This is a genomic window from Burkholderia sp. MSh2, from assembly GCF_000731655.1.
GTDB classification, from domain to species: domain Bacteria; phylum Pseudomonadota; class Gammaproteobacteria; order Burkholderiales; family Burkholderiaceae; genus Burkholderia; species Burkholderia paludis.
In genome coordinates, this window is sequence record NZ_JPGM01000071.1 from 31,176 (window position 1) to 54,177 (window position 23,002).

A 23,002-nucleotide genomic window follows, 5' to 3' on the forward strand; every position below is an offset into this window, starting at 1 on the left:
AAAAAAACGTTGCCGCCAATTCCGTCGACTGTTTCCTTTTATGCTTCATCGGCCCGATCGACGATCATGCACACCTGGCAGGAACGCCAACGGGGCGTGCCGCATGCACGGCACGCCCCGCACTCCCCCCGCGCCGCTCAGCCCGCGCGCTCGACCGGCTGCGGTTCGCGCAGCCGGTTCGCGATCCGTGCGGCCTCGTAGTAGCCGGCTGCCGGCGGGCGCTTCAGGTAGCGGCCCGCGCCGCGTACCGCGCGCAGTTCGCCGTCGGCCCATGCAAGTGCGCCGCGCGTCAGCGTGTGCGTCGCGACGCCCTGCACCGTCATCCCCTCGAACACGTTGAAGTCGACCTGCTGGTGATGGGTCTTCACCGAGATCGTCTTCGTCGCGGCCGGATCCCATACCACCAGGTCGGCATCGGCCCCCACCTGCACCGCGCCCTTGCGCGGATACAGGTTGAAGATCTGCGCGGCGTTCGTCGACGTGATCCGCACGAACTCGTTCGGCGTGATGCGGCCGCGATTCACGCCGTGATGCCACAGCACCGACATGCGATCCTCAACCCCGCCGCAACCGTTCGGGATCTTCGTGAAATCGTCGCGGCCCATCGCCTTCTGCGACGCGCAGAACACGCAGTGGTCGGTCGCCGTCGTATGCAGCTGCCCCGCCTGCAGCCCGCGCCACAGCGCCTCGCGATGCTCGGCCGAGCGGAACGGCGGGCTCATCACGTGCGCGGCCGCGCGCGTCCAGTCCGGGTCGCGATAGACCGCCTCGTCGATCACCAGGTGGCCCGGCAGCACCTCGCCGAACACGCGCAGCCCTTCGCTGCGCGCGCGTGCGATCGCATCGACCGCATCCTTCGCCGATACGTGCACGATATACACCGGCACGCCGAGCACCTGCGCGATGCGGATCGCGCGGTTCGCGGCCTCGCCCTCGACCTCCGGCGGCCGCGACAACGGATGCGCCTCCGGCCCGGTCATCCCGCGCGCGAGCAGCGCCTGCTGCAGCCGGAACACGAGCTCGCCGTTCTCCGCATGCACGGTCGGCAGCGCGCCGAGTTCGAGCGAACGCGAGAAGCTGTTCACGAGAATCTCGTCGTCGGCCATGATCGCGTTCTTGTACGCCATGAAGTGCTTGAAGCTCGATACGCCATGCTCGCGCACGAGCGTGCCCATGTCGCGGTACACGCTCTCGTCCCACCACGTCACGGCCACGTGGAAACCGTAATCGGCGGCCGCCTTCTCGGCCCAGCCGCGCCATTCGCGGAACGCGTCGATCAGCGGCTGCTTCGGGCTCGGGATCACGAAGTCGATGATGCTCGTCGTGCCGCCCGCGAGCCCGGCGGCCGTGCCCGTGTAGAAATCGTCGCTCGCCGTGGTGCCCATGAACGGCAGCTCCATGTGCGTGTGCGGATCGATGCCGCCCGGCATCACGTACTGGTCGTGCGCGTCGACGACGGTCGCGCCGGCCGGCGCGTCGATCTGCTCGGCGATCTGCAGGATCGTGCCGCCGTCCGCCGGGTCCGCGCAGAGCACGTCCGCGCGATAGGAGCGGTCCGCATCGACCACGGTGCCGCCACGAATCAGGATAGCCATTTGGTTGCCTCCTCGTTGACTGTCGGGTGCCGCATCACTCGCGTCGCATGCATCACGCCGGTCATGCGCTCGCGATCTGCGCGCGCTGTCCGGCGCGCCACTTCATCCAGGTGCCGTACACGCCCGACGCCAGCACGAGGCCGACGAACCACGCGTACGTGTAAAGCGTGTTGAAGAACGCCGGCACGTTCGGGAACGACGCCGGAAATGCCGTGTGCAGGAAACCGGGCAGGTTCGGCAGCACGCCGGCCGCGAGCGCGGCCAGCGCGGCCGGGTTCCAGCCGCGCGCGTAGCTGAAGCCGCCGCGCGCGTCGAACAGCGCGCGCGTATCGAGCCGCGTGCCGCGAATCAGGAAGTAGTCGACCATCAGGATCCCCGCCACCGGCCCCAGCAGCGCCGAATAGCCGACGAGCCAGGTGAAGATGTAGCCGTCCGTCGTCGCGAGGATCTTCCACGGCATCATCGCGATCGCGATCGTCGCGGTGATCATCCCGCCCGTGCGGTACGAGATCGCCTTCGGCCACAGGCTCGAGAAATCGTACGCGGGGCCGACGAGATTCGCGGCGAGGTTGCAGCACATCGTGTCGAGCGTCAGGATCACGAGCGCGACGCCCACGCCGACACCCGTCATGCGGCTCGTCAGGTCGATCGGGTCCCAGATCGCGTTGCCGTAGATCACGACCGTCGCGGACGTCACGACGACCGACACCACCGACAGCAGCGCCATCGGCAGCGGCAGCCCGATCGACTGCCCGATCACCTGGTCGCGCTGCGAATGCGCGAAGCGCGTGAAGTCGGGGATGTTCAGCGCAAGCGTCGCCCAGAAGCCCACCATCGCGGTCAGCCCCGGCCAGAAGGTCGCCCAGAACAGTCCGGCCTTCTTGCCGCCGGCCGCGAACTGCGAAGGCGCCGACAGCATCGAGCCGAACCCGCCCGCCTTCGACGTCGCCCACCAGACGAGCGCCACGCACATCACGACCTTGATCGGCGCGGACCAGCTCTCGAGCCAGCGGATCGAATCGGTGCCGTGCCAGATGAAGTAGAGCTGCAGCGCCCAGAACACGAGGAAGCACGCGAGCTGCCCGAACGAGATGCCGACGAGCGGCAGCGCCGCGCCATGCAGCGCGTTGCCGGTCAGGATGTTCAGCAGCGTGTAGATCGCGCTGCCGCCGAGCCAGGTCTGGATGCCGTACCAGCCGCACGCGACGATCGCGCGCAGCAGCGCCGGCAGCTTCGCGCCCTGCGTGCCGAACGATGCGCGCACGAGCACCGCGTACGGAATCCCGTGCTTCGCGCCCGCGTGGCCGATCAGCAGCATCGGCACGAGCACGATCAGGTTGCCGAGCAGCACCGTCAGCACCGCCTGCCACGGCGACATCCCCTCCTGGATCAACCCGGCCGCGAGCATGTACGACGCGATGTTCATCACCATCCCGACCCACAGCGCCGCGAAGTGATACCACTTCCACGTGCGCTGCGCCGGCGTCGTCGGCGCGAGGTCGTCGTTGTAGAGGCTGCCGCCGTGCGCCGCGGCGCTGTCGGGATCGGCGGGATTCGCTGCGGATGTCATCGATCGCACTCCACGAAAAACGTCGGCGCCGGCATCCTGCGATGCCGGCCCCGGGTCACGAAAAAGCGGCGACGCGGGACACCCCGCGCGCCGCACGCCGGTCAGGCCGCCTTCGCGTGCGTTCCGGGCGACGCCGCCGTGCTGCCGCCCGCACCGCCATCCGCACTCGCCGGATTGTTCGGATGCGTGGTCCAGTTCGCGTAGTCGCCCGAATCCACACGCTCCATCGTGATGCATTGCTCGACCGGACACACGTGCATGCAAAGATTGCACCCGACGCATTCGGCATCGACCACTTCGAAATGCCGCACGCCGTCCTTCTCGCGCGTAATCGCCTGGTGAGACGTGTCCTCGCATGCGATATGGCACAGCCCGCACTGGATGCAGCGGTCCTGGTCGATGCGCGCCTTGATGTCGTACTTCAGGTTCAGGTATTTCCAGTCGGTCACGTTCGGCACCGCGCGGCCGCGCACGTCGTCGAGCGTCGCATAGCCCTTCTCGTCCATCCAGTTCGACAAGCCGTCGGCGAGATCCGACACGATCCGGAACCCGTAATGCATCGCGGCAGTGCACACCTGCACGCTGCCGGCGCCGAGCACCATGAACTCGGCCGCATCGCGCCACGTCGAGATGCCGCCGATGCCCGAGATCGGCAGGTTCGGCGTTTCCGGGTCGCGCGCGATTTCCGCGACCATGTTCAGCGCGATCGGCTTGACCGCCGGGCCGCAATAGCCGCCGTGCGTACCCTTGCCGTCGACGGTCGGCATCGGCGCCATGTGGTCGAGATCGACCGCGACGATCGAGTTGATCGTGTTGATCAGCGACACGCCGTCCGCACCGCCCTTGAAGGCCGCGCGCGACCCCATCCGGATGTCGCTGATGTTCGGCGTGAGCTTCACGAGACACGGCAGCTTCGTGCCTTCCTTCACCCAGCGCGTGACCATCTCGACGTATTCGGGTACCTGCCCGACCGCCGCGCCCATTCCGCGCTCGCTCATGCCGTGCGGGCAGCCGAAGTTCAGCTCGACCGCGTCGGCGCCGGTATCCTCGACCAGCGGCAGGATCCATTTCCAGTCGCGCTCGTTGCACGGCACCATCAGCGACACGATCAGCGCACGATCCGGCCAGTCGCGCTTCACCTGCGCGATCTCTCTCAGGTTCACGTCGAGCGGACGGTCGGTGATCAGCTCGATGTTGTTCAGCCCTGCAATGCGCTGGCCGTTCCACTGCACGGCGCCGTAGCGCGAACTGACGTTGACGACGTGCGGATCGAGCCCGAGCGTCTTCCAGACGACCCCGCCCCAGCCCGCCTCGAAGGCGCGGTTGACGTTGTAGGCCTTGTCGGTCGGCGGCGCGGACGCGAGCCAGAACGGATTCGGCGAAGTGATGCCCGCGAAGGTGCAGCGAAGGTCGGCCATGATCGGCTCCGTGAGAGTGGGGTCGCTATCGTCGTGCTCGTGGTGCGTGGCGCGGGTCGCGCCTTCACGCGGCTTTCACGGCGCGCCGCGCGAGGGCCGCGTCGATCGACGCGGCCGCGCGCTTGCCGTCCTGCACGGCCTGCACCGTGAGGTCGATGCCGTCCGTCGCCGCGCAGTCGCCCCCGGCCCACACGTCGGGCCAGGCGGTGCGCAGGTCCGCGTCCACCGCGATGCGCGCGCCGTCCGCCGTCAGCAACGCGGCGTCGACGCCGTCGGGCGCCAGCGTCTGGCCGATCGCCTTCAGCACCATGTCGGCGTCGACGCCGAAACGCTCGCCCGACGCCGCCTCGAATTCCACGCCCGTCACCTGCCCGTTCGCGCCCGTCATGCGCACCGGCTTCGCGTGCGTGACGAGCGTGACGCCGCTCTTCTGCGCGAACTCGCGCTCAGCCCACGTCGCGCTCATCGCGTCGACGCCGCGCCGATACACCATCGTCACGCGCTCGGCGCCGAGCTTGCGGCTCTGCACGGCCGCATCGATGGCCGTATTGCCGCCGCCGATCACGACCACGCGCCGCCCGACCGGCACGTTCTCCAGCGCGTCGGCCTGCCGCACCTGCTCGATGAAGTCGACCGCGTTCATCACGCCGCCCAGCTGCTCGCCGTCGATCGCGAGCGCACGCACGCCACCGAGGCCCATCGCGAGAAACACCGCGTCATGCTGCTCGCGCAGCGCGGCGAGCGCGACGTCGCGCCCGAGCGCAACGCCCGTCTTCACCGTGATCCCGCCGACCGACAGCAGCCACTCGACTTCCCGCTGCGCGAAATCGTCGACGGTCTTGTACGCGGCGATCCCGTACTCGTTGAGGCCGCCGGCCTTCGCGCGGGCGTCGAACAGCGTGACGCGGTGCCCGGCGAGCGCGAGCCGGTGCGCGCACGCGAGCCCGGCCGGCCCCGCGCCGACCACCGCGACGTGGCGGCCCGTGTCGGCCGCGCGCCGGAAGCGCACCGCGCCGGTTTCCATCGCCCAGTCGGTCGCATGCCGCTGCAGCGCGCCGATCGCGACGGGCTGCGCGTCCTGGTGATTGCGCACGCACGCGCCTTCGCACAGGATCTCGGTCGGGCATACGCGCGCGCACATCCCGCCGAGCGGATTGGCCGACAGGATGTCGGTCGCGGCGCCCTTCAGGTTGCCGTTGCCGATCTTGCGGATGAAGCTCGGGATGTCGATCTGCGTCGGGCAGGCCTGCACGCACGGCGCGTCGTAGCAGTAGTGGCAGCGGCTCGCGGCCGCCGCCGCCGCGGTCGGATCGAGCAGCGGCGCGATATCCGCGAATTCGCACGAGAGTTGCGTGGACGACAGGCGATGCGCGGCGATCGCGCCGGTTGGCTGAGTGGTCATACGCGTTCCTTCGACTGGGTGGAGACAAAGCCGTCCCCGCCGGCTGCGAATGCACAGTCGGGGCGGTCATGCCGAAGCATCCTGCGATCGGGCGATCCGCGGCCTTCCGGACGCTATCGCCTCTGCGTCATGAAGCCGGCTCGCACGCACGCGACAGCATCGCGTGCAGCAACACGTTCGCGCCGGCCTCGATCCACGCAGGCGTCGCGTCCTCGATCTCGTTGTGGCTGATGCCGTCCACGCATGGCACGAACACCATCGACGTCGGCGCGACCTGCGCGAGATAGCACGCGTCGTGGCCCGCACCCGACACGATGTCGCGATGCGAGTACCCGAAGCGCTCGGCCGCGCCGCGCACGGCCGCCACGCATGCCGGATCGAACGCGACGGGCCGGTAGTAGAAGATCTGCTCGAGCGCCGTGTCGAGCCCGATGTCGGCCGCGATGCGCGTCACGCCTTCGCGCAGCGCGGCGTCCATCTTCGCGAGCACGGCATCGTCCGGATGACGGAAATCGACGGTGAAGAACACGCGCCCGGGAATCACGTTGCGCGAGTTCGGGTAGACCTGCATCATGCCGACCGTCGCACAGCCGAACGGCGCATGATCGAGCCCGATGCGGTTGACCAGATCGACCACGCGCGACGCGCCGAGCAGCGCATCGCGACGGCGCGGCATCGGCGTCGGCCCCGCGTGCGCTTCCTGGCCGGTCAGCGTGATCTCGTACCAGCGCTGCCCCTGCGCATCGGTCACGACGCCGATCGTCTTGCACTCCGCCTCGAGAATCGGCCCCTGCTCGATATGCAGCTCGAACGCCGCGTGCAGCTTGCGCCCGCCGCACGGCACGTCGCCGGCGTAGCCGATGCGCGCCAGTTCCTCGCCGATCGTCTTGCCGTCGACGTCCTTGCGCGACAGCCCGTATTCGAGCGGGAACACGCCCGCGAACACGCCTGACGCGACCATCGCGGGCGCGAAGCGCGAACCCTCCTCGTTGGTCCAGATCACGACCTCGACCGGATGCTCGGTCTCGATCCCGCGATCGTTCAGGCTGCGAATCACCTCGAGGCCGCCGAGCACGCCGTAGATGCCGTCGAAGCGGCCGCCCGTCGGCTGCGAATCCGCATGCGAGCCCGTGACGACCGGCGCCGCATCGGCCACGCGGCCCGCGCGGCGCATGAACACGTTGCCCATCGTATCGACCGTCACCGTGCAGCCCGCGGCTTTCGCCCAGCCGACGATCAGGTCGCGGCCGGCCTTGTCGAGATCGGTCAGTGCGAGCCGGCACACGCCGCCTTTCGGCGTCGCGCCGATCTTCGCGACTTCCATCAGGCTGTCCCACAAGCGCCTGCCGTCGACCCGGATCGACGTGTCGAAAGCTGCCCGTTTCACTGTTTCCGATACCGCATTCATTCGTATCGCTCCTGTGGGGTCGGTGATGTCGTCAGCCCGGTCTGTGCCGGTGCGCGCCGGACCTGCTTCGGGGCAAACCCGCCCATGCGCGGTGCATGTTCCGGCTGCTCGCGAAAGTCGTCCGGCGCATCGCCGCCACACTTTCCGCCGCCATCTCCCGCGCATCGAATCCTGTCCGATTGGACAGGTTTTAGACGATCAAAATGACCAAATCAATGTCTTTCTTGCGTGAACGAATGGAGCGAGAAACGTGCCATCGCAACGCAGCATGGCGGCGGATGCGTGGTGTTCGCACGCGTGCGCTCGACGCGGATGAACGGCTAGAATGAAGCGCAACGCGGCATGCCGGCTGCGCGAGGGCAACGATGAGACATGACGAGGCGGCAACCGAAGCCACCGACAGCGACGAGGCGTCCGCGCCTTTGCGGCGACGCAAGGCGCACATTCGCGAGTCCAACGAAGCGCACCTGCTCGCCTGCGCGGAAGCCGTGTTCGCAGAGCGCGGGCTCGACGGCGCAAGCACCGCGATGATCGCCGAACGCGCCGGTCTGCCGAAAGCCAATCTGCACTACTACTTCCCGACGAAGCTCGCGCTGTACCGCCGCGTGCTCGACGACCTGTTCGAGGACTGGCATCGCGCGGCCGGCACCTTCGAGGCCGACGACGACCCGGTGGAAGCGATCGGCGGTTACGTGCGCGCGAAAATGGCGCTGTCGCGGCGGCGCCCGCTCGGCTCGAAGGTCTGGGCCAACGAGATCATCCAGGGCGCGGAGCACATGCAGGACATCCTGTCGGAACGCGTGAAGCCGTGGTTCGACACGCGCGCGGAGGTCATCGACGGCTGGATCGCGCGCGGATTGCTTGCCCCGATCGACGCGCACGCGCTGCTGTACCTGATCTGGGCGACCACGCAGCATTACGCGGATTTCGATGCGCAGATCCGCGCGCTGAGCGGCCGGCGTGCATTCACGCGGAAGGCGTTCGACGACCGGACCGAGCAGGTCGTGCAACTGGTGATCCGCGCATGCGGCGCGGTGTCGCCGCATGCGAAGCCGTAGCACGGCCGATTCGCCGAATGAAAAACGGGCGGCGGGTCGTGCGCCGGTGCCCCGGCGCCCTGCCCGTCGCCCGCGTCACGGCGTGCGTGCGATACGTGATGCGAGTTACGCGACGCGCTCGATCGCGATCGCCGTCGCCTCGCCGCCGCCGATGCACAGCGACGCCACGCCGCGCGTCAGCCCATACGTTTCGAGGGCGGCCAGCAGCGTCACCATCACGCGTGCGCCCGACGCCCCGATCGGGTGCCCGAGCGCGCACGCGCCGCCGTGCACGTTGACCTTCTCGTGCGGCAGGTCGAGATCGCGCATCGCGGCCATCGGCACCACCGCGAACGCTTCGTTGATCTCGAACAGGTCGACGTCGCGCAGGTTCCAGCCGGTTTTCTCCGAGAGCTTGCGCAGCGCGCCGATCGGCGCGGTCGCGAACAGGCCCGGCTTGTCCGCGTGGGTCGAATGCCCGACGATCACCGCCTTCGGCGTGAGGCCGAGGCGCTCGGCCTGCGAGCGACGCATCATCACGAGCGCGGCCGCGCCGTCCGAGATCGACGACGCATTGGCGGCCGTCACCGTGCCGCCGTCGCGGAATGCCGGCTTCAGCGTCGGGATCTTGTCCAGCTTCGCCTTGCCCGGCTGCTCGTCGATCGACACGACCGTGTCGGCCTTGCCGGCCTTCACGGTCACCGGCGCGATCTCCGACACGAAGCGGCCTTCCGCGATCGCGCGTTGCGCCCGCGTCAGCGACGCAATCGCGAACGCGTCCTGCGCCTCGCGCGTGAACTGGTAGGCCTGCGCGCAATCCTCCGCGAAGGTGCCCATCAGGCGGCCCTTCTCGTATGCGTCCTCGAGGCCGTCGAGGAACATGTGGTCGAGCACCTGGCCGTGCCCCATCCGCATGCCCGCACGTGCCTTCGGCAGCAGGTACGGCGCATTCGTCATGCTCTCCATCCCGCCCGCGACGGCCACGGCCGCCGAGCCGGCCAGCAGCAGGTCGTGCGCGAACATCGCGGCCTTCATCCCGGAGCCGCACATCTTGTTGACCGTGGTCGCGCCCGCGCCGAGCGGCAGGCCGGCCTTCAGCGCGGCCTGCCGCGCCGGCGCCTGCCCCTGTCCGGCCGGCAGCACGCAGCCGAACACGATTTCCTCGATACGCTCGGCCGGCACGTTCGCGCGCTCGAGCGCCGCGCGAATCGCCACCGCGCCAAGGTCGCTGGCGCTGGCCGCCGCCAGGTCGCCCTGAAAACCACCCATCGGCGTACGCGCCGCGCCAACGATTACGATCGGATCCTGAGTCGTCATGATTCGCTTCCTCCAGTGTCAGCGCGGTGCCATGCGCAACGCGCCATCGAGACGGATGACTTCGCCGTTCAGCATCGTGTTCCCGGCGATGTGGCGCACCAGCGCCGCAAATTCTTCCGGACGGCCGAGGCGCGGCGGGAACGGCACGCTCTTGCCGAGCGCATCCTGCACGTCCTGCGGCATGCCGGCCATCATCGGCGTCGCGAAGATCCCCGGCGCGACCGTCACGACGCGAATGCCGAACCGCGCGAGTTCGCGCGCGATCGGCAGCGTCATGCCCACCACGCCGCTCTTCGACGCCGCATACGCGGCCTGCCCGATCTGCCCGTCGAACGCCGCGACCGACGCGGTGTTGACGATCACGCCGCGCTCGCCTTCCGCATCGGCGTCCTGCTTCGACATCGCTTCGGCGGCCAGCCGGATCATGTTGAAGGTGCCGACGAGATTGATCGATACCGCGCGTGCGAAACGATCGAGCGAATGCGGGCCGTCGCGGCCCACCACCTTCTCGCCCGGCGCGACGCCCGCGCAGTTCACCAGCGCGTCGACGCGGCCGAACGCGTCACGCGCGGCGGCGACGGCGGCCTGCCCGTCGGCCTCGCTCGTCACGTCGGTCTTCACGAAGCGGGCAGCCGCGCCGAGTTCGTGCGCGAGGCCCGCGCCCGCCTCTTCGTTGACGTCCAGCAGCACGGCCTTGCCGCCTTCCGCGACGACCATGCGCGCCACCGCGGCGCCCAGGCCCGAACCGGCGCCCGTGATCAGAAAAACACGATCCTTGATATCCATTCGCAGTCCGTAAATTAGATGTTCAGGGTTGAGCGGCCTTCTCGGCTTCCATCTTGCGCAACACGAAGCGCTGGATCTTGCCGCTCGGGGTTTTCGGCAGCGCGTCGACGAAGTCGATCGCGCGAGGATACGCGTGCGCGGACAGCCGCCGCTTCACGTGCAGGCTCAGCTCGTCGGCCAGCGCCGCCGTACCCTCGTAGCCTTTCGACAGCACGACGAACGCCTTGACGATCTCCGTGCGCTCCGCGTCGGGCACGCCGATGACGGCGGTCTCGCTCACCGCCGGATGCTCGATCAGCGCGCTTTCCACGTCGAACGGGCCGATCCGGTAGCCGGACGACGTGATTACGTCGTCCGCGCGGCCGATGAAGCTCACGGTGCCGTCCGGCTCCAGCTCGACGTTGTCGCCGGTCCGGTAGTAGCCGCCCGCGATCGCCGGCGTGTCCTGCCGCCAGTAGCCGTGAAACCACAGCAGCGGCGAGCGCGCGATGTCGATCGCCAGGTTGCCGGGCTCGCCGGGGCCGAGCTCGCGGCTCGCTTCGTCCAGCACCGCGACACGGTAGCCTGGCATCGCGAAGCCCGCCGAGCCGGAATGAACCACGTGGGCCAGCCCGTGATGGTTGTTCACGACCATCCCGAGTTCGGTCTGGCCGTAATGATCGTGAATCGGCGCGTCGAGCGCCGTGGCGAACCAGCGCACCACCTCCGGATTCAACGGCTCGCCCGCGCTGCTCACCACGCGCAGTTTCCCCTTCAGCCGCGCCGCCGCATCCGGTCCGGCCGCCATCAGCATCCGGTACGCGGTCGGCGAACCGGCGAGACTCGTGATGCCGAGCCGCTCGATCACGTCGCAGGTGCTGTCCACCGTGAAGCCGCCTTCGTACAGCGTCGTCGCGTGGCCGAGCAGCAGCGGGCCGGTGATCGCGTAATAGAGGCCGTACGCCCAGCCCGGGTCGGCGATGTTCCAGAACCGGTCGCCCGCGCGCAGGTCGACCGCTTCGCGCATGTACGCGCCGAACGCGAGCAGCGCGCGCAGCGGCACCGGTACGCCCTTCGGCAAACCCGTCGTGCCCGACGTCGACATCATCATGAACAGGTCCGATCCCTTGCGCGGCACCGGCTCGAACGTATCGGCCTGCGCATCGAGCGCCGCGCGCAAGTCGATGTCGCGCTCCGGCAGCGTCTCGCCCGGCTCGCGCACCGTCGCCACCGGCGGGCAGTCCGCAATCTCGTCGAGCTTCGCGCGATTCGCGACGTTGGTCACGACCAGCCGCGCGTCGCTCATGCGCAGCCGGTGCTCGATCGCCTTCGGACCGAACGCCGTGAACAGCGGCTGATAGACGGCGCCCGCGCGCCACGTACCGAGGATCGTCGCGACGAGCTCCGGCGTGCGCGGCAGCAGGCCCGCCACCACGTCGCCCGGCTTCACGCCCTGCGCGACCAGGAGGTTCGCGACACGCGCCGACAGCGCCTGCATCCGTGCAAACGTGAAGCTGTGGTGCTGCCCGCCGGCGTCGATCCAGTCGAGCGCGATCGCGTCCGCCGATGCGTGCCGGTCGCAGCATTCGACGCACGCGTTCAGGCCGCGCTCCAGGTCGCCGTGCAGTTGCGCCGCGGCGGTCTCGATACTGAACCGGGCGACGGCGTCGGCGTAGGCCGGCACCGCCCGGGCGGTTGCTCCATCAGGCATGCGTGTCTCCTGTGCGTTGTGGCCGCCGGCGAGCCTCGGGCGCGACGGGGATACATCGATAGTAGACAGCCGTGACATTGCAATCAATGACAAACAGAATCTAGAATCGTGATCGTTTTTGCCATGTCGGGAGGGTGCAGGAAAATGGGGCCGCAGATGATTTCGCCGGATTTCGTCGACGACGCGCTCGCGTGCCTGCGCCGGCAGGGCCTGCCGACGGAGCCGGTGCTGCGCGCCGCCGGCCTGCCGGCCGCCGTGCGCGAACCCGTCACGCCGCAGCAGTACGGCCGTCTGTGGCTCGCGATCGCCGCTACGCTCGACGACGAATTCTTCGGGCTCGCCGCGCGCCCGATGCGGCACGGCAGCTTCACGCTGCTGTGCCACGCGGTGCTGCACGCCGGCACGCTCGACAAGGCGCTGCGGCGCGCGCTGCAGTTCCTGCGCGTGGTCCTGGACGAGCCGCACGGCGAGCTCGTCGTGGCCGACGGGCAGGCGCAGATCGTGTTGACGCAGTCGGGCGCGCCCTACCCGGCGTTCGCGTACCGGACGTTCTGGCTGCTGCTGCTGGGTGTCGCGTGCTGGCTGATCGGCCGGCGCATCCCGCTGCAACGCATCGATTTCGCGTGCCCGGGCCCCGACCAGCGCAGCGACTATCACCAGTTCTTCGGCGTGCCCGTGCATTTCGACCGGCCCGACAGCCGGCTCGCCTTCAACGCCGCGTACCTCGCACTGCCGACGATCCGCTCCGAGCAGGCGCTGAAGACTTTCCTGCGCGGCGCACCCGGCAACCTGCTCGTCCGCTACCGGCACGACACGGGCTGGGTCGCGAAAACCCGCGCGCAGTTGAAAACGCTGCCGGCCGCCGAGTGGCCGGACTTCGATACGCTGGCCGCGCGCCTCGGCACGACGCCCGCCACGCTGCGGCGGCGTCTGCGCAGCGAAGGGCAAAGCTTCGCGGCGATCAAGGACGAGTTGCGCGGCGCGCTGGCCCAGTCGCTGCTGCGCGGGCAGACGCTCAGTGTCGCGGAGATCGCCGTCGAACTCGGCTTCACCGAACCGAGCGCGTTTCATCGCGCGTTCCGGAAGTGGACGGGCACGAGCCCGGGCGCGTTCCGGCGTGACGTGCACGAGGCGGAAGCGGAGCCGGGCGTCGCGAGCGGATGAGGCCGCCGGCTCTCGTCTGGAGCGGCGCGCGGCGAAGGCAGCCGCCCGTCGCGCAACGCTGATACGATGCGCTCTTCCGACTGCCGTCCGTTGCGCGTCGACGACGGCAAGCCTCGCTCCACTCCACCGTTCCCGTTCCGATGCAAGCAACCGACTTCTCCGATACCGAACTGGCCGACCTGCGCACGCACGGCATCGTGCTGTTTGCCGATCGCGTGATCTTCGACGCGCAGCCGCCGATGCCGGCCGACCAGATCGCGGCCGTAGCGGCCTGCTGCCACGGCGACATTCCACCCGCGCTGCTCGACCTGTGGCGCGTCACGGCCGGCGGCAGCCTCGACTACGACCTGACGCTGGAGATGAACGGTCATGTCGAGGGGATCAGCTGGGGCGAGCTGTTCTACAACGGCAGCGACGGCTATCGCGACCTGCAGGGCTGGATCGACCATGAACTCGAACTCGCCGAGGAAGCCGCCGAAGACGACGCACGCCCGTGGAACGGCAGGATCGACGCATTGCCGTTCGGCGGATTCGAGTATTGCGACCGGATCTACATCGTGACGGAGCCCGGCGCCAGGGACTGCGGGCACGTGCTCGCGTGGAAGCAAGGGCTGCCGCCCGCGTGGCGCGGCGCGATGCACGAGGACGGCCTCGAGACGGTCGCCCCCGACCTGTACGCGGCATTCGGCGCGCTGCAACTCCATGCGGATCCGCTGGAACCCGGCGACAGCGGAACCGGCATGACGTTGCTCGAGTATCTCGACGAACGCCGGATGTCGCACGGCCTGCCGGCGCCGCTGGCGGACAAGCTGGTCGCGTTCTATCGCCGCGCGCTGATCGACTGGCGCACGCCGCTCGCCGAAGGCACGCTCGCGGCGCAGCCCGCACTCGCGCGCCAGGCGTTGCGACATGCGATCGACTGCGACGACGCGGCGCTCACCGCGCAACTGGCGCCGATCGTCGCGAATCTCGGCGCGCCGCTCTCCGGCAGCTCGATCCCGACCGACTATGCGCTGCGGCGCCAGAGGTTCGCGGCCGCCGCCGCGTTGCTCGACGCCGGCGCACCGGTCGCGCCGGATTCGCTGGCGTCCGCGTCCGGCAACGTGCCGGCCGCGCTGATGCGTGCGCTCCTCGACGCCGGCGTACGACCCGATGCCGCCGCGATGGCACGCTGCGTTTCCGGCGGCGGCGCCGACAGTGCCCGCCTGATCGGCGCGGCGCTGACGGCGCAAGGCGTCGATGCGGCGTCCGCCTACCGCGCGGCGAGTGCAAAGCTGCTGCGCGAGCTCACGGCCGACATCGCGCAGGTTCGCGCCGGCAAGCTCAGCCACCATCTCGGGCTCGACGGACTCGAAGCCCACGCCGAGCGCCTGCGGCACTTCGTGCCGTGACGTGACGCAGGCCCGGCGGGACACCCCGTCGATGCACGCCTGCCCGTCGCCGGACGCAGGCGCGTCGCTCAGCCGGTCACACGTCGATCCCGAGCACTTCGCGTGCGGTCGCATCGACGGCGTGGCGCATCGTGGCGACCAGTTCGTCGATTTGCCCGTGATCGATCACCAGCGGCGGCGCAACGATCAGGCGGCCGTTCGTCGAACGCACGATCGCGCCGAGCTCGAATCCGACCGTCCGGCTGTGCCAGGTCAGATCGGCTTCGTTGGCAAAGCGCTCGCGCGTCGCCTTGTTCTTCGCGAACTGGATGGCGCCGACGGCGCCGACGCCCTGGATCTCGCCGATCAGCGGATGACCGTCGAACGCGTCGCGCAACGCCCGCTGCAGATACGGGCCCGTATCCGTCTTCGTCCGCTCGACGAGGCCTTCGCGCTCGAGCACGTCGAGATTGGCCAGCGCGACCGCGGCCGCAACCGGGTGCCCCGAATAGGTCAGCCCGTGCGCGTAGACCCCGCCCTTGTCGACCAGCGCGCCGCCGATGCGCCGGCTCATGATCAGGCCGCCCATCGGCACGTAGCCCGAGGTCAGCCCCTTGGCGATGCAGATCAGATCCGGTTCGAAGCCGAAGTGACGATGCGCGAACCACTCGCCGGTACGGCCGAAGCCGCCGATCACTTCGTCCGCGCAGAGCAGCACGTCGTATTGGCGGCAGATGCGCTCGATCTCCTGCCAGTAGCCGTCCGGCGGGAAGATCATCCCGCCCGCCCCCTGGAACGGCTCCGCGACGAATGCGGCGACGCGGTCCGCACCGATCTCGAGAATCTTGCGCTCGAGCGACAACGCCGCCTGCCTGCCGAACGCCACCGGGCTCTGGTCGCCGCCATGCGCATACCAGTACGGTTCGTCGACGTGCGCAACGTCCGGAATCGGCAGGTCGCCCATTTCGTGCATGAACGCCATGCCGCCGAGCGACGCGCTGCCGACCGTCGATCCGTGATAGCCGTTCACGCGGCCGATCAGCACCTTCTTCTCCGGCTGGCCCATCACGTCCCAGAACCGCCGCACGGTACGGATCATCACCTCGTTCGCTTCGGATCCCGAATTGGTGTACACCACGTGACTGAAGCGGTTGCCGAGCAGCGCGAACAACCGCTCCGACAATTCGATCACCGCCGGGTGCGTCGTATGGAAGAACATGTTGTAGTACGACAGCGCCTTCATCTGCCGCGCCGCGGCATCGATCAGCTCCGGCCGCCCGTAGCCGACATTGGTGCACCACAGTCCCGACATGCCGTCCAGATAGCGGTTGCCGTCGCTATCCCATAGATGGACACCTTCGCCGCGCACCATCACGCGCGCGCCCTCCTCGTTCAGCGCCTTCTGGTCCACGAATGCATGCAGGTGATGCGCGGCGTCGCTGCGTTGATAGTCCTGCGTCGTGCGATGCTGAAAATTGGGCGCGTTCATGGGCGAGTCTCCGGTTCGTTTTACGGATGAAAAGGGCTGTCGTGCTGCCCGGCGCGGCCGCTGGCGGCCGCCGCGTCGAATCAGTAGCGGATCCAGGTGGTCTTCAGGCCCGTGTACTTGTCGATCGCGTGCAGCGAAAGATCGCGGCCGAAACCCGACTGGCGGAACCCGCCGAACGGCGTCTGCGCGCTCAGCGCATCGACCGTGTTGACGGATACCGTGCCGGCGCGCAGCCGGCCCGACACGCGATGCGCGCGCGACAGCCTGCCGGTCCAGACCGACGCGGCCAGCCCATAGATCGAGTCGTTCGCGCGCCGCACGGCCTCGTCCTCGGTATCGAAGGCCATCACCGACAGCACGGGCCCGAAGATCTCCTCGCGCGCGATGGCGTCGTCGTGCTTCACGTCGATGAAGATCGTCGGCTCGATGAAGTAGCCCTTGCCGTCGACTTGCGGCGCGCCGCCGCCGAGCGCGAGCGTTGCGCACTGGCGGCCGCGCGCGATCCACTCGCGCACGCGCCGATGCTGCCGCGCGTCGACCATGGCGCCCATCCCGCTCGACGGATCGAGCGGATCGCCCGGCATGAACGCGGCGGCATGCGCGATCAGCCGGTCGACGAACGCATCGTGAATCGTGCGTTGCACCAGCAGCCGCGAGTTCGCGGAACACACCTCGCCCTGGTTGAAGAAAATGCCGAAGCAGGCCTTGCGCGCGGCCAGATCGAGATCGTCGGTGTCGTCGAACACCAGGTTCGGGCTCTTGCCGCCGCATTCGAGCCACACCTGCTTCAGGTTCGACTGCGCGGCGTACTCGAGGAATTTCCTGCCGACGGCCGTCGAACCCGTGAATGCAAGCACGTCGACGTCGGGGTGCAGCCCGAGCGCGCGCCCCGCGGTCTCGCCGTAGCCCGGCACGACGTTCAGCACGCCCGGCGGCAAGCCGGCCTCGAGCGCCAGCTCCGCGAGACGCAGCGCGGACAGCGGCGACTGTTCCGCCGGCTTCAGCACGACGCTGTTGCCGGCCGCCAGCGCCGGCGCCACCTTCCACGCGACCATGTCGAGCGGGAAATTCCACGGCACCACCGCGCCGACGACGCCCAGCGGTTCGCGCGTGACGACCGCGAGGTTGCCGGGGTCGGTCGACGCGACTTCGCCGTGCAGCTTGTCGACGGCTTCGCCATACCAGCTGAACAGGCCGCTCGCCGCCGGCACGTCGATGTCGAACGCGTCCGCCACGCGCTTGCCCATGTTGAGCGAATCGAGCAGCGCGAGCTCGGCGCCATGCGCCGCGACGCGTTCACCGAGCCGGCACAGCACGCGCTTGCGCTCGGCCGGCGCGCAGCGCGACCAGACACCGGATTCGAACGCGTCACGCGCGGCGCGCACCGCGTCGTCGACATCCGCCGCATCGCACGACGCGACTTCCGCGATGACGGCCTCGGTGGCCGGATTGACGGCGGCAAACGTCCGGCCGCTTCGGGCCGGCACGCTTCGGCCGCCGATGTGTGCAAGCGTTCTCGGAATGACTTGCGCCGCGAGACGTCTCCAGTCCGCGTACTGATGGCTTTCTGCTGAAGCTGGGTTCATTCAGGGCTCCGTTTTGACGACCGGGCGGCGTTACGTGGTTCTCCGCCGGCATTCGACCCGACGACAGACGCCGGCGGACACGACCGTCGTTCACGGCCGCCGCGCATCGCTGCCGTTGTCCGGTTGTCGAACTGTCGGTCATCAAATAGCAATCTGAAAGAACACTTTTGCTTCTCATTGAAGAGGTTCTTTCTATCCATCCGGCCGGCGTGCGGCCGGTCTTCCTGCCAGGCTGCATGTGCGACGGGAATAGCGGAGGGGCCGCAGATGCGGCGAACATCGCGCGTGTCGTCGTGCGACGTCGCATGGCGCTCCGGCCACCCCGGCAAGGCGATTCGTCCACCGTCGAGCGCAAACCCGACGTGCCGCTCGCCGCGCATTGTCGAATGCGCGCTGGCGTTGCGTGCGCCGACGGCGTGGCGCATTGCGGCCGCGCTTTATCCGACCGTCGGCGCACGCGCGTTGCCCGGCATCCGCGTGACAATGCCGGCCGGCGCCCGTCACCGGCAAAAGCGCGTGCGGAGCGCGGTTCGTAACGCACGCACACGGTATTGAGGTAAATTGACGAGCGCCCGCCCCGCCGCGGCCCATCGACGAAGCCGTGACCTCCGGGAGGCAGGAACCCGACATGGATACGCCACTGACACGCATCGAGCCGTACGAAGCCGCCCTTCGGGCGGCCATGCTGGCCAACGACGTCGACGCACTCGACGCGCTGCTGGACGACGGCCTGGTATTTACCGTACCGGGCGGCCAGGTCATCTCGAAGGACGACGATCTTGCGGCGCATCGCGCGAAACGGCTGCGGCTCGATCGACTCGATCTCCACGATGTTCAAGCGCATGCGATCGACGAGATGATTCTGGTAACCGTGCAGGCAACGCTCGCAGGTCGTTTCGACTCGGTCGGGATCGCCGGGACGTTTGCCTACACGCGTCTGTGGCGACCCTCCGGTGCACGCTGGCGGGTCGTCGCCGGACACGCGTCCGGGATCGGCTGAATCGGCGCGGAATCGGGCGCGGAGTCGAGCGCCGATGCGCGGTGCCGCGCCACACGTGCCCACCGAATCGGCCGTAATCTGCCGCTTCGACAGTTAACGGGAGACAGGATGCACCCGCCTTTTTCCGTCCGTGCCGCTCATCCCTCGGATGCGAACGCGCTCACGGCGCTCGCCCGTGTTTCGAAAGCGCACTGGGGCTACCCCGAGGAGTGGCTCGCCGTGTGGGAGGGCGACCTCACGATCGCGCCGGAGATGATCGCCGGTTCGATCGGCTACGTCGCCGAATCCGCAGCACACGTCGTCGGGTTCTGGATCAGGACGGCTTCGGATTCCGACCTGCCGACGCCCGGGTGGCTGTTCGTTCACCCGGACTACATGGGCCGCGGTATCGCCCGCGCGTTGTGGTCCGCAGTCCGGCAGGAGGCTGCCGCACGAGGCATCGGAAGTTTCGTGATCGAAGCGGATCCGAACGCGGCGCCGTTCTACCTGTCGCTCGGTGCGGTGAAAATCGGTGAAAAGGAGTCGTCCGTCATCCCGGGCCGGTTCTTCCCGATCTTGAAAATCACGGTGTGATGGTCGATCTCGTGGATGGGCCGAACGTCCCTTCGCGATTGGTCCATCGCCCGCCGGACGGCTGACGCAATCCGGTGCGCCGCGGTCTCCGTGCATGATTGAAAATCACAGTTTGATGATCGGTCTCGCGGATGGGCCGAACGTCCCTTCGCGATTGGTCCATCGCCCACTGGACGACAGACGCAATCCGGTGCGTCACGGCCTCCGTGCATGATTGAAGATCATTGTGTGATGATCGATCTCTCGGATGCGCCGAACACCCCTTCGCAATCGGTTCACCGCCCGCCGGACGACCGACGCAATCTGATGCCTCAAGGCCTCCGTGCATGATTGAAAATCACAGTGTGACGATCGATCTCCCGGATGGGCCGAACGTCCCTTCGCGATCGGTCCATCGCCCGCCGGACGACCGTCGAAATCCGGTGCGTCACGGTCTCCGTTCATTACCTTCGCATTCCTTATCTTTTACCTTGAAAAGGGCGCCACGCCAAACCACGGCAACCGCTACAACGCCATCCGTTCGCGCAGCTCCCGCGCCTGCCGCCGCGACACCTCCACCTCGCTGCCATCATCCAGCGTCAGGTCATATCCGTCGCCGATGCCCGGCGTGACCGCCCGGATGCACCGCAGGTTGACCAGCGTATTGCGGTTGGCGCGAAAAAACAGCGCCGACGGCAATCGCGCCTCCAGCGCACTCAGGCTGCGAGGCAGCAGCGCGTTCTGGTCTCGGAACCACAGCCGCGTGTAGTTTCCGTCCACCACCAGCCGGCGGATTTCGAGCACCGCCACGAACCAGCACCGCTCGCCCTCGCGAACGAACACCTGGTCCTGCTCGCCCAGCGTCGTGCGCAGCGCGGGCGCCCCGACCACCGGCACCTCTCGCCGACGCGCGCGCTGCAGTGCTTCCAGCAAGCGCGGCGCCTCCACCGGCTTGACCAGATAGTCCAGCGCGTTGGCCTGGAACGCGCGCACGGCATAGGTATCGTAAGCGGTGACGAACACCACCGCGGGCACCGTCTCCAACCCGTCCAGTACGTCGAAGCCGCTGCCGGACGGCATCTGCACGTCCAGCAACACGAGATCCGGCGCCAGCGCGACAATCGCGTCGCGCGCAGCCGGCACATCGTCGACCTCGCCCACGCATTCCACCCATGGCAGCGCCGACAGCAGCATGCGCAACTCCTGCCGGGCCAGCCGTGCGTCGTCGACAATCAGCACGCGCAGCAACTCGCTCATTGAGGAATCTCCAGGATGGCCCGCATGCGCTCGCCTACCGGTTGCAGCGCGAAACGCCCGCGCGCGCCCAATTGCGCGCGCAGGTACGCCAGACCGACCCCGTGACCATCGACGTCAGGGCTGCCCGTGCCAATCGGGTTGTCCACCTGCAGCCGCAGCAGGTCGCCGTCGAGCGTGGCATGAATGCGTACCTCGCCACCACCCGGGCGGGCGGCGATGCCGTGCTTGATCGCGTTCTCCACCAGCAATTGCAGCGCCATCGCCGGCAACCGTGCCTGCTCCGCCCCGGCGGCGATATCCAGGCGCACGTGCAGGCGCTGCTCGAAGTGAATGGCCTCGATGGCCAGATAGTCGTCGACCACCGCCAGTTCATCGGCCAGCGTCACCTGCTCGCTACGATTGTGCGCCAGTGCGCGGCGCAGTGTGCGCGACAGGCGGGTGACCATGTCGCGCGCGCCTTCGGGGTCTTCCAGGATCAGCGCGCGCAGGTTGTTCAACGCGTTGAACACGAAATGCGGGTTGAGCCGCGCGCGCAACGCGTCGCGCTCCAGCACGCTGCGCTCGGCCTCGGCGCGCAGTCGCGCCAGTTCGCTGTCGCGAGCGCGGCGCAGGCCATGCAAGCCGGCCCACAGACCCGTCCACATCAGCAGGAACAGCGCGGTGTTCATCCAGTACACCAGCATGGACGACAGCCGGTAGTCCGCCTGCCCGCCGGGCAGTTGCACCCAGCCCAGGGTCAGCGCGGGCAGCAGCAGCGCCGCCGTCACCGCCTGCGCCACGCTCGTGCCGATCGCCACGCCGGCGGTCAGCTTCAACATCAGGCTGCCCAGACCACCGTCCCACCAGCCCCGGCGCAACGCCACCGCGCGCAACGCACCGCTGCACAACCATAACGAAACCGCGAGACTCACACTGATCAGCACCACCCCGCTGACGACCGCGCCATGGGTGAAGCGGCTGCCCGCCCACACGGAGAACACGCCATAGCCCGCCCAGGCCAGCGCGTTGAGCGACCAGAAACGGCGGGAGCAAGTCGTGGCGTCGATGGGCATGGCGGATGTGCGGGCGAGGTGGCGTGCGACGATCACGGATGCGCAGCCAGGAAGGTACGCACCTGATCCTGCAGCCAGCGCGGATCGTCCCACATCAGGAAATGGTAGCCCTGCGCGCTCATCGCGATCTGCACGCCCTGCAGCTTCGCATACTGTGCCTGGAACACTTCCCGGACCGAAGCCTCGGTACCGCCGAACGGCTGATAGCTCGCCCAGGCGCCCAGCACCAGCACGGGGGTGTGGATGCCCGCGACATCGTCGCGCAGATCGCGCATCATCATCGAGTACAGCGCATCGGCCATCGTCGCGCGATCGGTGTCGCGGCCCCAGCGTTGCAGTTCGGGAAGATGGTCGACGCTGCGGGTCAGCGTTCTGGCGGTGGCGTCGTTGCGCGCCTGGAAACTGGCGTCGTCGGCCGTCAGCAGGGCCTGGCGCAGTTGTCCGGCCACGACGGCCACGTTCTGCGCATTCGTGTGCGGATTCATCGCCGCCGCATAGAACGGCAGCGAATCGACGATGATCAGCGGGCCAACGGCCTCGGGCGCCTTCAGTGCCAGTTCCATCGCCAGCACACCGCCCAGGCTGTGGCCCATCACGGCTACCTTCGCCAGACCCCGCGCCTGCAGATAGGCCAGCAGTTCATCGCGCATGGCCGGCAGGAAGTCGGCCGGGCGCGGGACGGCCGCAGCCGCACCGGCAAAACCGGGCAACTGAACCAGCAGGCATTGCACCTGCGGCTGCAGCGCCCGGCAGGTGTCGCGCCAGACTTCCGCGCTGCTGTTCAGCCCGGGAATCATCAGCACCGGGCGACCGCTGCCGACCACTTCGACCTGCACCTTGCCGGGCACGTTCGGCGCGTCGGTGGCCGCATGTGCCAGGCCCGGGCCGAGTGCGGCCATCGTCATGCCGGTCATCGCGAGCCGGGCCAAGGCCTTCGTAACGGACCAGGGTGCCGGAAATATCTTCATCGTTTGCTCCTTGTCGATGGGTAACGCCAGGGGTAGCCAGCGTAGCGACGATCACGGAGCCGCGGTTGCGATTTCGGAGCAACGGCTCCCGCCGAGGATGAGCGGTCGAAAGGCGGGGGCCGGCATCGATGTATCGACACCGCATCCGGAAACCGGCGTAGCCGATTCCACCTGCCAACATGCCTCGCAGCATTTCCGCCGCCGAAATGCAAAAACCCCCGCCTTTTCGGGCGGGGGTTCTTGGCTTAGGGAGCCTGACGATTACCTACTTTCACACGGGAATCCGCACTATCATCGGCGTAGAGTCGTTTCACGGTCCTGTTCGGGATGGGAAGGGGTGG

General features: G+C 68.5%; 18 protein-coding genes and 1 rRNA gene. 5 read left to right on the forward strand and 14 right to left on the reverse strand.

Annotated features, from left to right (window positions below):
* Positions 1 to 137: 137 nt before the first annotated feature.
* From hydA to GQ57_RS32180, 5 genes are all read right to left on the reverse strand, one after another.
* On the reverse strand, positions 138 to 1,595 hold the full coding sequence (gene hydA / locus GQ57_RS32160; protein WP_034199983.1) for a dihydropyrimidinase: 1,458 nt from the start codon (positions 1,593 to 1,595) through the stop codon (positions 138 to 140).
* A 61-nt stretch (positions 1,596 to 1,656) separates the two neighbouring features.
* A complete protein-coding gene (locus tag GQ57_RS32165; RefSeq protein ID WP_031403033.1) occupies positions 1,657 to 3,165 on the reverse strand; it encodes an NCS1 family nucleobase:cation symporter-1 in 1,509 nt (502 codons plus the stop codon).
* Between the two features lie 101 nt (positions 3,166 to 3,266).
* On the reverse strand, positions 3,267 to 4,583 hold the full coding sequence (gene preA, locus GQ57_RS32170; RefSeq protein ID WP_031403032.1) for an NAD-dependent dihydropyrimidine dehydrogenase subunit PreA: 1,317 nt from the start codon (positions 4,581 to 4,583) through the stop codon (positions 3,267 to 3,269).
* A gap of 64 nt (positions 4,584 to 4,647) precedes the next feature.
* Positions 4,648 to 5,985, reverse strand: a complete 1,338-nt coding sequence (locus GQ57_RS32175; RefSeq protein WP_034199984.1) for an NAD(P)-dependent oxidoreductase — start codon at positions 5,983 to 5,985, stop codon at positions 4,648 to 4,650.
* A gap of 127 nt (positions 5,986 to 6,112) precedes the next feature.
* Positions 6,113 to 7,393, reverse strand: coding sequence for a Zn-dependent hydrolase (locus GQ57_RS32180; RefSeq protein ID WP_034199985.1), 1,281 nt, complete (start codon positions 7,391 to 7,393; stop codon positions 6,113 to 6,115).
* Positions 7,394 to 7,758: 365 nt separating this feature from the next.
* Between GQ57_RS32180 and GQ57_RS32185 the strand changes: the two genes are divergently transcribed.
* Positions 7,759 to 8,451 (forward strand): TetR/AcrR family transcriptional regulator, encoded by a 693-nt coding sequence (locus GQ57_RS32185; protein WP_034199986.1) that lies wholly within the window; start codon positions 7,759 to 7,761, stop codon positions 8,449 to 8,451.
* A 105-nt stretch (positions 8,452 to 8,556) separates the two neighbouring features.
* On the opposite strand, the gene GQ57_RS32190 is transcribed toward GQ57_RS32185, so the two are convergent.
* Genes GQ57_RS32190 through GQ57_RS32200 form a run of 3 tightly spaced genes read right to left on the reverse strand, consistent with a single transcriptional unit; the run spans position 8,557 to position 12,223 of the window.
* The gene (locus GQ57_RS32190) at positions 8,557 to 9,747 is read right to left on the reverse strand and encodes an acetyl-CoA C-acetyltransferase (protein WP_034199987.1); all 1,191 of its coding nucleotides are present in this window, start codon (positions 9,745 to 9,747) and stop codon (positions 8,557 to 8,559) included.
* Between the two features lie 18 nt (positions 9,748 to 9,765).
* Entirely contained in the window at positions 9,766 to 10,533 is a 768-nt protein-coding gene (locus tag GQ57_RS32195) for a 3-hydroxyacyl-CoA dehydrogenase (protein ID WP_031403027.1), read from the reverse strand.
* Between the two features lie 22 nt (positions 10,534 to 10,555).
* Positions 10,556 to 12,223, reverse strand: a complete 1,668-nt coding sequence (locus GQ57_RS32200) for an acyl-CoA synthetase (RefSeq protein ID WP_031403026.1) — start codon at positions 12,221 to 12,223, stop codon at positions 10,556 to 10,558.
* A gap of 144 nt (positions 12,224 to 12,367) precedes the next feature.
* Here GQ57_RS32200 and GQ57_RS32205 point away from each other — a divergent pair, with 144 nt between their 5' ends.
* Both GQ57_RS32205 and GQ57_RS32210 read left to right on the forward strand, forming a co-directional pair.
* Positions 12,368 to 13,387, forward strand: coding sequence for an AraC family transcriptional regulator (locus tag GQ57_RS32205; RefSeq protein ID WP_031403025.1), 1,020 nt, complete (start codon positions 12,368 to 12,370; stop codon positions 13,385 to 13,387).
* 140 nt (positions 13,388 to 13,527) lie between these two features.
* Complete coding sequence (locus GQ57_RS32210; protein WP_034199988.1) at positions 13,528 to 14,778, forward strand: hypothetical protein; 1,251 nt, start codon at positions 13,528 to 13,530, stop codon at positions 14,776 to 14,778.
* Positions 14,779 to 14,854: 76 nt separating this feature from the next.
* On the opposite strand, the gene GQ57_RS32215 is transcribed toward GQ57_RS32210, so the two are convergent.
* The gene (locus GQ57_RS32215) at positions 14,855 to 16,246 is read right to left on the reverse strand and encodes an aspartate aminotransferase family protein (RefSeq protein WP_034199989.1); all 1,392 of its coding nucleotides are present in this window, start codon (positions 16,244 to 16,246) and stop codon (positions 14,855 to 14,857) included.
* Positions 16,247 to 16,326: 80 nt separating this feature from the next.
* Positions 16,327 to 17,832: an aldehyde dehydrogenase gene (locus GQ57_RS32220; RefSeq protein WP_034199990.1), complete on the reverse strand. Its 1,506-nt coding sequence runs from the start codon at positions 17,830 to 17,832 to the stop codon at positions 16,327 to 16,329.
* A 628-nt stretch (positions 17,833 to 18,460) separates the two neighbouring features.
* On the opposite strand from GQ57_RS32220, the gene GQ57_RS32230 reads away from it, so the two are divergent.
* The gene (locus tag GQ57_RS32230) at positions 18,461 to 18,832 is read left to right on the forward strand and encodes a nuclear transport factor 2 family protein (RefSeq protein WP_031403020.1); all 372 of its coding nucleotides are present in this window, start codon (positions 18,461 to 18,463) and stop codon (positions 18,830 to 18,832) included.
* 108 nt (positions 18,833 to 18,940) lie between these two features.
* Positions 18,941 to 19,405 (forward strand): GNAT family N-acetyltransferase, encoded by a 465-nt coding sequence (locus tag GQ57_RS32235; RefSeq protein ID WP_034199992.1) that lies wholly within the window; start codon positions 18,941 to 18,943, stop codon positions 19,403 to 19,405.
* Between the two features lie 504 nt (positions 19,406 to 19,909).
* On the opposite strand, the gene GQ57_RS32240 is transcribed toward GQ57_RS32235, so the two are convergent.
* From GQ57_RS32240 to rrf, 4 genes are all read right to left on the reverse strand, one after another.
* Positions 19,910 to 20,641 carry a LytR/AlgR family response regulator transcription factor gene (locus tag GQ57_RS32240; RefSeq protein ID WP_034199993.1) on the reverse strand — a complete coding sequence of 244 codons (732 nt, stop codon included), beginning with the start codon at positions 20,639 to 20,641 and terminating at the stop codon, positions 19,910 to 19,912.
* Positions 20,638 to 21,693, reverse strand: coding sequence for a sensor histidine kinase (locus GQ57_RS32245; RefSeq protein ID WP_034199994.1), 1,056 nt, complete (start codon positions 21,691 to 21,693; stop codon positions 20,638 to 20,640). Before GQ57_RS32245 ends, GQ57_RS32240 begins: the two co-directional genes overlap by 4 nt.
* Before the next feature lie 32 nt (positions 21,694 to 21,725).
* Positions 21,726 to 22,661: an alpha/beta fold hydrolase gene (locus tag GQ57_RS32250; RefSeq protein ID WP_034199995.1), complete on the reverse strand. Its 936-nt coding sequence runs from the start codon at positions 22,659 to 22,661 to the stop codon at positions 21,726 to 21,728.
* A gap of 252 nt (positions 22,662 to 22,913) precedes the next feature.
* Positions 22,914 to 23,002, reverse strand: a 5S ribosomal RNA gene (gene rrf / locus GQ57_RS44455); the annotation flags it as partial.

Bases quoted from the DNA above. Each gene is read 5' to 3' on its own strand.
- GQ57_RS32195 (WP_031403027.1), bottom strand. From the start codon at position 10,533: ATGGATATCAAGGATCGTGTTTTTCTGATCACGGGCGCCGGTTCGGGC.
- GQ57_RS32205 (WP_031403025.1), top strand. From the start codon at position 12,368: ATGGGGCCGCAGATGATTTCGCCGGATTTCGTCGACGACGCGCTCGCG.
- GQ57_RS32165 (WP_031403033.1), bottom strand. From the start codon at position 3,165: ATGACATCCGCAGCGAATCCCGCCGATCCCGACAGCGCCGCGGCGCAC.
- hydA (WP_034199983.1), bottom strand. From the start codon at position 1,595: ATGGCTATCCTGATTCGTGGCGGCACCGTGGTCGATGCGGACCGCTCC.
- GQ57_RS32230 (WP_031403020.1), top strand. From the start codon at position 18,461: ATGGATACGCCACTGACACGCATCGAGCCGTACGAAGCCGCCCTTCGG.
- GQ57_RS32200 (WP_031403026.1), bottom strand. From the start codon at position 12,223: ATGCCTGATGGAGCAACCGCCCGGGCGGTGCCGGCCTACGCCGACGCC.
- GQ57_RS32235 (WP_034199992.1), top strand. From the start codon at position 18,941: ATGCACCCGCCTTTTTCCGTCCGTGCCGCTCATCCCTCGGATGCGAAC.
- GQ57_RS32185 (WP_034199986.1), top strand. From the start codon at position 7,759: ATGAGACATGACGAGGCGGCAACCGAAGCCACCGACAGCGACGAGGCG.
- GQ57_RS32180 (WP_034199985.1), bottom strand. From the start codon at position 7,393: ATGAATGCGGTATCGGAAACAGTGAAACGGGCAGCTTTCGACACGTCG.
- GQ57_RS32210 (WP_034199988.1), top strand. From the start codon at position 13,528: ATGCAAGCAACCGACTTCTCCGATACCGAACTGGCCGACCTGCGCACG.
- GQ57_RS32220 (WP_034199990.1), bottom strand. From the start codon at position 17,832: ATGAACCCAGCTTCAGCAGAAAGCCATCAGTACGCGGACTGGAGACGT.
- preA (WP_031403032.1), bottom strand. From the start codon at position 4,583: ATGGCCGACCTTCGCTGCACCTTCGCGGGCATCACTTCGCCGAATCCG.
- GQ57_RS32250 (WP_034199995.1), bottom strand. From the start codon at position 22,661: ATGAAGATATTTCCGGCACCCTGGTCCGTTACGAAGGCCTTGGCCCGG.
- GQ57_RS32190 (WP_034199987.1), bottom strand. From the start codon at position 9,747: ATGACGACTCAGGATCCGATCGTAATCGTTGGCGCGGCGCGTACGCCG.
- GQ57_RS32245 (WP_034199994.1), bottom strand. From the start codon at position 21,693: ATGCCCATCGACGCCACGACTTGCTCCCGCCGTTTCTGGTCGCTCAAC.
- GQ57_RS32240 (WP_034199993.1), bottom strand. From the start codon at position 20,641: ATGAGCGAGTTGCTGCGCGTGCTGATTGTCGACGACGCACGGCTGGCC.
- GQ57_RS32215 (WP_034199989.1), bottom strand. From the start codon at position 16,246: ATGAACGCGCCCAATTTTCAGCATCGCACGACGCAGGACTATCAACGC.
- GQ57_RS32175 (WP_034199984.1), bottom strand. From the start codon at position 5,985: ATGACCACTCAGCCAACCGGCGCGATCGCCGCGCATCGCCTGTCGTCC.